Origin of the sequence: Salinicola socius (assembly GCF_001937195.1) — a bacterium.
Taxonomy (GTDB): Bacteria; Pseudomonadota; Gammaproteobacteria; order Pseudomonadales; family Halomonadaceae; genus Salinicola; species Salinicola socius.
The window spans coordinates 43,178-53,291 of the sequence record NZ_MSDO01000004.1 but is presented as its reverse complement, the minus strand read 5'-3'; the positions used below and the strand labels follow the sequence as shown (position 1 = coordinate 53,291).

At 60.3% G+C, this 10,114-nt stretch carries 7 protein-coding genes; all 7 read right to left on the bottom strand.

Annotated features, from left to right (window positions below; translation table 11 throughout):
* Window positions 1-10: 10 nt before the first annotated feature.
* Window positions 11-3,298 carry a phage tail tip protein J-related protein gene (locus BTW07_RS04485; protein ID WP_075568976.1) on the bottom strand — a complete coding sequence of 1,096 codons (3,288 nt, stop codon included), beginning with the start codon at window positions 3,296-3,298 and terminating at the stop codon, window positions 11-13.
* Between the two features lie 3 nt (window positions 3,299-3,301).
* Entirely contained in the window at window positions 3,302-3,727 is a 426-nt protein-coding gene (locus tag BTW07_RS04480; RefSeq protein WP_075568975.1) for a DUF6950 family protein, read from the bottom strand.
* Window positions 3,728-3,732: 5 nt separating this feature from the next.
* A complete protein-coding gene (locus BTW07_RS04475) occupies window positions 3,733-4,329 on the bottom strand; it encodes a hypothetical protein (protein WP_075568974.1) in 597 nt (198 codons plus the stop codon).
* On the bottom strand, window positions 4,329-4,910 hold the full coding sequence (locus tag BTW07_RS04470) for a hypothetical protein (protein WP_075568973.1): 582 nt from the start codon (window positions 4,908-4,910) through the stop codon (window positions 4,329-4,331). Before BTW07_RS04470 ends, BTW07_RS04475 begins: the two co-directional genes overlap by 1 nt.
* Before the next feature lie 10 nt (window positions 4,911-4,920).
* Complete coding sequence (locus BTW07_RS04465; RefSeq protein WP_075568972.1) at window positions 4,921-8,244, bottom strand: tape measure protein; 3,324 nt, start codon at window positions 8,242-8,244, stop codon at window positions 4,921-4,923.
* A gap of 59 nt (window positions 8,245-8,303) precedes the next feature.
* Window positions 8,304-8,759, bottom strand: coding sequence for a hypothetical protein (locus BTW07_RS04460; RefSeq protein WP_075568971.1), 456 nt, complete (start codon window positions 8,757-8,759; stop codon window positions 8,304-8,306).
* Between the two features lie 180 nt (window positions 8,760-8,939).
* A complete protein-coding gene (locus BTW07_RS04455) occupies window positions 8,940-9,920 on the bottom strand; it encodes a BRO-N domain-containing protein (RefSeq protein WP_075568970.1) in 981 nt (326 codons plus the stop codon).
* Between the last annotated feature and the right edge of the window lie 194 nt (window positions 9,921-10,114).

Here is a 10,114-nt window from a genome sequence, read left to right as displayed (position 1 = left end):
GAAGGCGGGGTTATCGTTTAGTCACAGAGAGTTTGATGCCGCGTTTTTCTGCGCTACATCCAATGAGGGTGCCGTTGACTATGGCCCTGGCTCTAATCCTCACCGTCCTATTCCCGCTCCAACCTGGAAGCCGAGTGAACAGCGTTTTGATATCCGCGCTATCGACCCTGGAGGTAACATTGCTACCTGAGTTGGGATTTGAAACCGTATTTCGGGTGTCCATAATTGAACCGAAATCGTATTCAACAGCCCCGCTAATCGTGACCTGTAGCTGAATGCGAGCGCGGCAATAGACACTACTACCCGTCCCGGAATCAGCGGCGGTGAGATCGAACGAGGCACTGAAGAAGATATCGAGATCATTACCCTGAGGATCGTAGGCGAGATCGATAATGTTCGACCATGATTCCGAAATTCCGATTGCGCCGGAATAAATCTGAGAAGCGTTGATCGTGACGGCATTGCCGGCTAGCTGGAGAGTGTCTATCGAAGCATTTTTTATTGTGGCTCCATCTATTTCCACATCCTGAATATCGGCCCATTTGATGACGATATCTTTGACGTTTGCCCATTTGCCCGTGAGGTTATTAACGTCGATATAGTCGGCTTTCAGCTTGTCGCCATCGAACACTAAATTGCCGTTCGTCGACCGCAGCTTGGTCACGACCAGGGAGTCGATCAGCGCTTCGGGGATGATTACACGGCCGTCCTTGACGACAAACGCGGTGACGAGCTCGCCGGATATCTCATTCAGAATGGCAAATTGATCTGCGATGCCGATGATCTCGGCAAGCTGTCCGTCGACTTGAATGCCCAGCATGCCTCGGCGGCCGTTGACGTTGACCGTAGTAACGGCTCTAGCAACGGCACCGGTGGTCGGGTTATAGACAGCGCTGATGTTCTGATTGACGGATGCAAACTGGTCGCTCACCTCGACCTGGTAGTTATCGACTCTCTGCGCAAGCGCGCTATCGGCTTGGCTCAATGCCGTGAGCCGGTTGTCTACTGTCGCTTTGTTGCCGCTGAAGTCAGTCGACAGCGTGTTGACGCGCTGCGAGATTGCATAGCGATTGTTGGCTTCGACGATCCGGTCGGTGTCCTGCTGAGCGGCCCCGTTCATTGACTGAGCACGCAGACCGAGATAGCGAATAGCCTGCATCTTCTCTTCAGTTTCGATGATCTGCTGAAGCTCGTCGATGCGAGCGCCTTGGCCTTCCGGATCGAGCGCATCGACTTGCGCCTTCAGATCGTCGATGGACTGCTGCGCTTCGGCGATTGCCTCGTAGCTCTCGTCCAAGCCGTTCTGGAACTGGTCGGCCAGGCCGCCGTCCCGATAAATGATCTCGTTGATCCGCGCTTCTTCCTCGGTGAAATCACTGGTCGTCGCAACCTCCTGGAAGAACAGATCGCTGTGGCCGTAGGCGTTGACGCTCTCGATCCAGTAGTAATAGGTCGTGCCGAAGCTGCGCCCGGTGTGGACAAGACTGGCGCCAGTACTGAGTAGCTGGGCCGAGCCGCGCACCTGGTTGGCGTCGAGCAGTGTCGGCGAGTAGTAGAACCGGAAAGAGACAGGGGTGCCGTTCCACGCCAGTTGCGGGATCAGCGTCACTTCGTTGTTCGTGACCTGGACGATGACGCTGTCCGGCATCGGTGGTGCGTTGACGCTGAACGTGACCGTCGCGGCACCGGACTGCCCGAAGCTCCCGCGCGTGCGCACCTCGGCGACGTACTGCCCCGCCGGCAGTCCGCCGATAGTGCAGGTGGTCGAGTTGGGCGGCACCTCGATCGCTTGAACGGCCTGGCCGTTCGAACGCAGCACGACGCTGTAGCTTTGCGCCCCGCTGACGGCAGACCAGTCGAGGCGCCCCTGGATGGTCTCGCCGACCGTTTCGAGCGTGTAGGTCAGCCCGGACGGCGCGGCGATGCCACCGGTAGGCAGCGAGATGAAGCCGAGCGGGTCGTAGGGCTCGCCGACGGCGTCGTCATAGATCTCGGGATCTTCGGATGAGAGGGTGACTTTGCAGCCGCTGTCACCATGGAAGTCCCAGTCGGTGATTCGGAACTCGCCGTCGATGTTGATCGACGGCAGATAGACGCGCACGACGCGGCCAGGCCGGCAGGCGTAGCCGCGGAAGTTGAGCGTCAGCGATAGCGAGCCGCCCGCGCGCTTGCGGCGAAGCGCGATGTTGGCGAGGCGCTGGGCCTGATACGGCGAGAACACGTACTGCAGATCGAGCGAATCCTCGATCGGGCCGCCGTCGGCTTCAATCCACTCCGCCACGCTTACCGCCGGATAATCGGTTTCGCTCCAGCGCTGGTCCGGATCGATGAATTTGCCGGTCATGGTGTTGACCGCGTCGGCCTGGGCGACCTCGGTCTGGCCACTGACGGCGCCGATGACCATGTCTTCGTCGATGGTCAGCTCGTAGGGCCCGTAGTAGGCGCCGGCCATCAGCCCGAACTTGCCGCCGATACGCACCACCTGTCCGCCGCCGGCGGCCTCCATGTCGGCCAGCACACGATCCTTGCGCGCGTCGGCCTTGAACCCGCCGCCGATGGTGTAGCGGCGCTCAGTCCCACCATCCGGCGTGGTGACGGTCTCGTCGCTGACGTTGGCTGCCGAGATGAACATCTCCCAGATGATCTCGTCATCGGGCACTCCGAGCCGCGTGCGCAGATACCAGAGGATCACCAGCGCCCAGTTATCGCTGTAGCCGGTGGTCTCGGTGCGAGGGTCGTAGATTTCCCGATTGCCACGCATCACGAACAGCGGTGTGGGGATGCCCGACGCCCAGTAGTCGCGGTCGTACTTGAGCGACAGGCGCACGTAGCTCAGGCCCTTGCCGATCTGGCTGTCGCGCCAGTCCGGGGAGTTGTCGAGCAGGTACTGGTTGGCCGCGCTGGGGCTACGGATCAGCGCGTAGTCGACGAGATCCTCGGCGTCGGCGGCCGGTTCCTGGTTGAGATAGAGCTCGTCGAGGGATTCGATATCGCCCTCGCTCAGCACGTAGACCAGGTGCAGCCACTCTTTGGTCTGGTCGCCCTCTTCTTCCTGCGCCCATGCCAGCAGGCCGCCGACCGCGCAGCGGCCGAACTGGTAGTGGGCCGGCTCCTTACTCGAGCGGATGACCTGTTTGAGTTCGGTCTGAGTCGATGCGCCGATGTTCGCTTCCGGCGTCAGCGACGACGAGGCGAACATCGCCCCGCCGGCGAGCACGCCGAGATAAGGATTCCCGGTGGCGAACCCGACGGCCACACCAACCGCGACCGCTGCGACTGCCTTGACCGCCTTACCCATCCGTTACTCCTCGCTCGATTCGTCTCGGGCCTCGACCCGCCAGGCGATCAGCGGCTCGGCTTTCGCCCGGGCCGCGCCTTCTTCCGTCACACACCAAATCCCGCCAGACCAGACGACGCCGATGCATCGCCCCAGCGGCGCATCGAACAGCACCACGTCACCCCGCATTGCCTGGGCGACTGGCACGCGCTCGAAGCACGCATCCCACGCCGCCTCGAGGCTGCCGTGGGTATTGGCCAGTACCCGCTTGGCACCGACCGCAGTGTGATAGCGGCCGCGATAATCCGCCGCGGGATCGACGCCGCAGATGGCTTTGCAGCAATCGGCGGCGAACAGGCAGCAGTCGTTTTCGCCCCACAAAAAAGCCGCCTCGCGGGCGGCTTGTAGGGTTTGCTGTAGCTGGCGTGGCCAGTTGGGGTATCGGTTCATATGCGCTACTTGGGATAGGTGAACGACGGTGCATCCTTACGGGCGCCCCAGTAGATTGGCCAATCGGCGAGCTGGGCCACTGCGAAGAAGAACCGGTCGCCAGGGTGACGCTGCCGGTGGTTCTCATCGGTCCAGCGCTCAGTGCCCTTGCGTTGCCAGTCGGCCATCCGGTCGGTGATCGTGACGCTGATGGCGTTGTCGTCTTCACTGCCGGCGTAGCTGAACTGGGGTGCATCCATCTTGCCGCTGAACAGAATATCGGCGGCATAGCTGCCGTCGTCATCGATCGCCACCAAGAGCAGGCGGCCGAATCGGCCACGGCAGCGCTCGACCTGAGTGCCGGCGATCAGCTCGGCATCCAGTCCGGAGAGCGTCAACGTCACGCTGGCCGGCGATCCGCTGTCCAACTTCTCTTTCGTCGACGAGATATCCCCGAACGTGCCGACACCGTCGAACGTCTCGCCCTTGATGATCAGCGGGCCGGTACCGGTATGCGCCCGCACCATGCCGCTCAGGAAATCCAGCTCGCAGGCGTAGGCTAGCTTCACGTTGGGCCGGCTCAGCAGCTCGACCACGGGGTCCGAAAACGGGAATGCCGACATCAGAACGCCTCCCGGCAGTCGAGCGTGCCGCCGGCGATCAGTGGCTCGATGGACATGCCCTGTTCATCGCTGGTCAGCCGCATGACGGCATAGGGTTTGGTGTAGTTGATCTCGGTACCGTCGGACGGCGGCAACCGCAGCCAGGGCGAGACGTTGATCGTCGCGTTGCCCTGGGTGTTGCTGATCACATCCTTCAACACCTCGAGGAGCTGGTCGTTGATCGTGATGTAATCGCCGGCGGCAAGCACCTTGGTGCTGGGCTTCCAACCCCGGCTGGGGACGGTACCAGCGGCGTTGCCGTTGCCATTGACGCGGGCGGTACCGGCGGCTGCTGCACGGGATCGGCGCCAGGGGTAGAGCTTGAACGTGCCGGCCATGCCCTGCAGCTCACCGATGAACGTGGTCAGTCGACGCTCGTCGGCTTCGAACAGGTTGCGAAACTGCAGCGAGCACTGGAAGTAAGCGCCCGGGTAGGTACGAATCTGCTGCGACTTCGTGAACGTGGAGGTGAAGCCGCGGTTATTGAACACCCGGCCCCAGTCCATCTTGTACGGCGTGAGGCCTTCGGGCCATTCGATCATGCGGATCTCCTCATACCCCTAGCTTTCGCCGGATAGGCCCATTTTCTTTGGCATCTTCAAAGACACGCCGATAACCCATCTCGGCTCCTTGCTCGGCGGCGCGACGGATGGCGGCTGGGTCGGTGGCACCACGGGCGTCGACGTTGACGATAGGGGGGGATAAAGAAGAGGATCTGGCGCTGTCCGATGCAGCGGTTACTTTTGGCCCGCTCGCCGGCGTGACGAGACCACCTGAGGCATACCCCCGAGCGTTGAGCTGGTCGAGGTAGTCACGCATGCCTGGCTGATTCACGACCTCCTGCCGCAGCACGTACTCGCCAGCGTGGACAACACCCGCAGGGTCATACTTTCCACCGTCCCCGGTGTAACCACCCTTGGAAAACCCGGCTATAGCCGTTCCAGCTATGACGCCCGCTGAAGCGTAACCGAGGCCGCGAATCACAGCGGATGCCGGTATGCCGAGGATCGGGCCGAGCTCAAGCGCCTTATTCGCGGCCACCTCGGTGCTGATGATCGCTTGCGCGACTGCAGCTGCCTTGCTGGCGAGGAACATCGTCTTGTAGGCCGCCGATGATTCTTCGCCCAACCCTTTCAGGAGATCGGCGGCGGAGCTGGTCATCTCACTGAATACGCCGATCTGAGCGTAGGCTGTGGCTTTGGAAATCTGATCAGACTGCGCGGCGTATTCCGCCTCGATTTTCTGCTTCTTGGTCAGGTAGTCCTCCACCCCACCCAGCTTTGCTTCGTTCAGCGACTCCAGCATTTCGAGTTGTTCGTCATGCCACTCTTGAAGCTGTTTGCGCTGGTCCTCGACTCGATAGAGATCACTGCTGGCCCCGCCGACTTCCGGGCTAAGGCCGGAGAATTTCGGCGCTTCCGTGAATGCCGCGTTGAACGCTCGAGTTGAGGTGCCCCCGAACTCCTGATCACTGATCGCGCCGGAATCACGCCATTTCTGCAGTTGCTCGAATCGCTTCTGGGTCTGGTCGAACTGCTTTTCCTGATCGGTATAAAGCGAGACGACCATGTCCCGATAGCCTTTCTCGGCCTCTCGCTTCTGCTCGATCATGTCGAGCTCGCCAGCCAGATCCACCAAGCGACGTTTTTGTGCATCGCTCAGTTCTTGAAGGCTGCCCTGCTGCGTTTCGTAGAGCATCGCCGCTGCACGGCTGGTATCGCCGTAGAGAGCGATTTCTCGCTCGAGACCTGCCTGCTGCTGGGCATAAGCCTGTGACACGCGCTGTGCGTTGCGGATCGCCTCATCGGCTACGCGCTTGGCCTCGGCAGCCGCTTCCTTGCGAGCATCCTGCTGTTGCCGGAGCGCATCGAGCTGAGAAGCTTGAAAGAGCGTGTATCCACGCAGTACCGAGTCATCGATACCGAGACTGTCGAGTTCTCGCGATGCCCCGCCGATCTCGGACGAGTCACGAAGCGCGGCCATCTGGTCGCGCAGTCGCTCGTTGAACGTGCGCCACTTTCCAAGAACCTTATCGCTCGGGCCTTCGTTGGCGGTATCGTTGAGGCCTGCCAGCGCGCGCGATGCACGAATAGCGGTTTCACTGACCTGCACCAGGGCGCCACTCAGGGCGTCTTGGCGCCGCGCGGCTTTCTTGGCTGCCTCATCGGCATCAGCAATGTTGCCCGCCAGGATCAGCCAGGACTCGGTCTGCTCGTCACTGAGGCCGTAACGCTCCTGAATACGCGATACGACATCCGATAACGACTCTCCGCTAGCTCTCGCCGCGTCAAACTCGCTTGCCACCCGCTGACCAAATTGGCCGCTGAACGTTTCCGCGATCGACTCACGAAGTTCGTCGTAGGCCTGTTGTGCTTTTTCGCTTTCCTCGCGCTGCCTCTGCCCCCACGCGACCAACTCGGCACGCTGCTGGTCATCGTTGAGTGCGCGGAATTTAGTGCGGAGATCATCCAGCGTCGCCGACATATCGACGTTGGCGCCGGCCGCTTCCTGCGTGTTGTCTCGGTACAGCAGCCATCCGGCGGCCACCGAGGCGACGATACCAACGAGGCCGGCGGGGCCACCGAGAATGCCAAGCAGTCCCGATCCAACGCGTCGAGCTACTGAGGTGACAGTGTTAAGCCGGCTTGTCGCAGTTGCCAAAGCAGTCGTATTCGCGGCTTCAAGCCTCAACGCTTCAGACAATACCGAGCTGTTCACAGAGAGTTGTTGGCGAATCCGTACTCGTTGCTGCTCGGTTTGGGCTAATTTCAGCTGAGACAGCAGCGACTGCTGGGCCGCCAGCGCGTTAGCTTTCTCTGCCTGCACATTTTGCAACGTACTGGCTGCGGCCTCGCGCTGCGCGGATGCCATAGCTACTTGCGCTCTGGCCCCCTTGAGGACGTCAACAGTCGCACCGCCAACGGAACGACTGACCTTGGTGAAGTAAGCAGCCAGCCCACCAGCGCCAACGGCTACCGCCGCATTGGCGATCGTATCGAGGTTGTCTGAAAGGCCGAGAATCGCGGTCGACATGACCTGAGTGGCACCGGTGGCCGCATCCTGACGACCGACGTAGGCGGTCCACTGGTTGTTCAGCACCTGAATACTGGATCCGACGGTATCGGGAAGCGTGGACGCTTCTTTGCGCAGCGTGCCCAGCTGACTGGTCATGGCCTGCAGAACGCGGCCCGTCGTCAGCTGTCCGGCTTCCGCCATCGCGCGGAGCTCACCACGGGCTACGCCGAGACCATCCGCGAGTGCTTGCGCAGCGCGTCCGCCAGACTCGTTGATGGCGTTGAACTCTTCACCCCGCAGCACACCGGAGGCTAGCGCCTGCGAGAGCTGAGTGATGACCGAGCTGGATTCCTCTGCTGTCGCACCCGAGAGGCGCAGGCCCAGCGCGATTGATTCGGTCAGGCCGAGCGCGTCTTCCACCGAGCCGCCGTAATCCCGCACCGACTGGGCTGAACGGGCGAACAGGTTGGCGTTGGCCTCAAAAGACGTGCGGGTCTGATTCGATAGCTCGAGCAAACCCGTCTGGGCCTGGGTGAACTCTCGTTGATCCTGCGTCGCCAACTTGATACGGGCGCTGGTGTTCTTCCACGCGTCGGCCTGGCGCACGATGCCGCGAGCACTCTCGATACCGGCATAGGCCGCGAAGAACGCGACCGCCTGTTGCCGCGCAGCGCCCATGGACGCACGCACCGCCTCGAGCTGCTGTTGATTACGACGCATCGCGGCATCGGCACGGCGAGCGCCACCTTCGATGCTCTTGTAATAGTCACTGCCCATGCGAGAGGCACGGCTCATCTCACGCTGGTACTGGCTCGAGTCCGCACTGATGCGGACGATCAGCTCACGAAGTGAAGATGCCATGCAGTTTCTCCGGGCATAAAAAAACCCGCCGAAGCGGGTCGTGAATTATTTTCTACCAACTATTCAAAAGCACCTAAGCGCTCGGCCTTTATGGTTTTGCTATAAGCGAGCATTATCGTTGCCATATCTCCACATATATCACCAAGCTCATCGTCTTGGGCGCAAAACTGCGGAATACCGCCCTCATAGCTTTCATTCGAGAAATCTACTGCAGGCTTCACCGTTGCATAGAATTCGAAGAAAGACTTCATGAATGGCAGACAACGACGCTCGGCCAAATTGAACAGACCGTCATCCAAAGTATCACTGCAGTTCCGGGCCATGTTCGCCAAGATCCCAATATCTTCCTTGTTACTCTTGAAAAGAGCTATTGCTTGGTCGTTGTCAAGATCATCTGCGAGTGCGAAACATGGAAATAAGGCGGCCAATAATAGTGTTTTTAACTTCATCATGAGTTCCCTGATCACGCTTTTTATGGTCAATACGCCTACCAGCGTGATCCAACTCAACCACATCACCGCAGCCTTCGCAAAGCTCCCAAACGGTTTCGCCCGGCTTGCATAAGCGAGCCAGGTCTTGGTGATCGCGCCCGTGAACCTTGATCGAGCACGTTTGGCAGTAGTCGGCCATGTTTTCCCCAGCCAGTGTTTCCTATTCAGGCTATCGGCTGGCTGGGAGTACGCCTTGAGCGAACATTAGGCAGACAAGGAACTGCCTTGCCGTAAGTAGCGCGCCAGCACGCCAATGTGTTCTCGCATGTCGCCGTAGAGTTTTGAGTCCAGCAGCTTGAGCGCTGGCCCAACACGCTGAACGAAGGCGCACTCCAGCGCGTTGGCTTTGCCTGCTAGCAATTGCCGGTTTCTGGGTGACAAGCCCCCTTCGGCGATTTCCAGGAAGTGGCGAAGCGCCAGCATCTCCTCGAGCGGCCCTTCAACATTCTCGACGCGAAGTGTATTGCCGTTCCTGGCGGCGTGGCGAAGTTCGGCCATCAACAGACTCAGATCATTCTTCCAGGCTTCGTTGCCATAGAGCCCGGTAGGTGTGAAATCCAACGCCTGCTGGCGCTTGGGGAAGTTGATCACCATTGTCTCTCCCGGCGGCCGGGCTCGCTCCAGGTATTCGCCTTCGATGGCCCACTGGCCGACGAAGTTGGCAGCAGCGTCGAAGTCATTGGCTGCGATCATCTCGGCCTTGGGCACGTTGAAGCGGGTGTGTAGCAAATTCCAGAGCCGGTGTTGGGCGCTGTTGCGGGCGCTGTGCGGCAACACGCGCACCTTCTTGCCGATCAGTTCCCGCAGGATCTTGAGGCCATCGGTGCCAATGGTCTCGCCGCCGATCGTCTCGGCCTGGTAGCCGCCAGTCTTGCGAATGGTCGGAAGCACCTCGGCGGTCACCCACTTCTTGAAGCGCTTAGCCTCAGCTTTTCGGCTCCGAAGGATCGCGGAGTAAAGGCCTGACTCGTTGATCAGCGTTGCGCCCCGATTCCCGAAACCGACGATTTGTCGGTTTTGAATTTCATCCTCTTCGAGTTTTCGCGTCATCGCCTGTGAATCTGAATACAGCAACACGGCAGCGACATCCATGGCAACAAACCATGGCTGATCGTCAATCAACAGAGTGCGAACTTCGAGGGCTTCGAACTGGAACGGAATTACTGCAGCGGCCTGCGTAGCCATGGTGATTCTCCTTTGTGCTTGGAGTCCACCACCAACTGCTAAATTGGGAGGCGGACCGTACGCGGGTTAGCAGACCGGACACAAAGGAACCCGGCAGGCCGAAGCCTCCCACGCACGACCCGCCATAACTGACGGGCACAAAAAAAGCGCTGACAGCGCTTTGGTGCGCCTTCGTGTGATCGGGCTGCTAATCC

Bases quoted from the DNA above. Each gene is read 5' to 3' on its own strand.
- BTW07_RS04485 (WP_075568976.1), bottom strand. From the start codon at position 3,298: ATGGGTAAGGCGGTCAAGGCAGTCGCAGCGGTCGCGGTTGGTGTGGCC.
- BTW07_RS04480 (WP_075568975.1), bottom strand. From the start codon at position 3,727: ATGAACCGATACCCCAACTGGCCACGCCAGCTACAGCAAACCCTACAA.
- BTW07_RS04475 (WP_075568974.1), bottom strand. From the start codon at position 4,329: ATGTCGGCATTCCCGTTTTCGGACCCCGTGGTCGAGCTGCTGAGCCGG.
- BTW07_RS04470 (WP_075568973.1), bottom strand. From the start codon at position 4,910: ATGATCGAATGGCCCGAAGGCCTCACGCCGTACAAGATGGACTGGGGC.
- BTW07_RS04465 (WP_075568972.1), bottom strand. From the start codon at position 8,244: ATGGCATCTTCACTTCGTGAGCTGATCGTCCGCATCAGTGCGGACTCG.
- BTW07_RS04460 (WP_075568971.1), bottom strand. From the start codon at position 8,759: ATGTGGTTGAGTTGGATCACGCTGGTAGGCGTATTGACCATAAAAAGC.
- BTW07_RS04455 (WP_075568970.1), bottom strand. From the start codon at position 9,920: ATGGCTACGCAGGCCGCTGCAGTAATTCCGTTCCAGTTCGAAGCCCTC.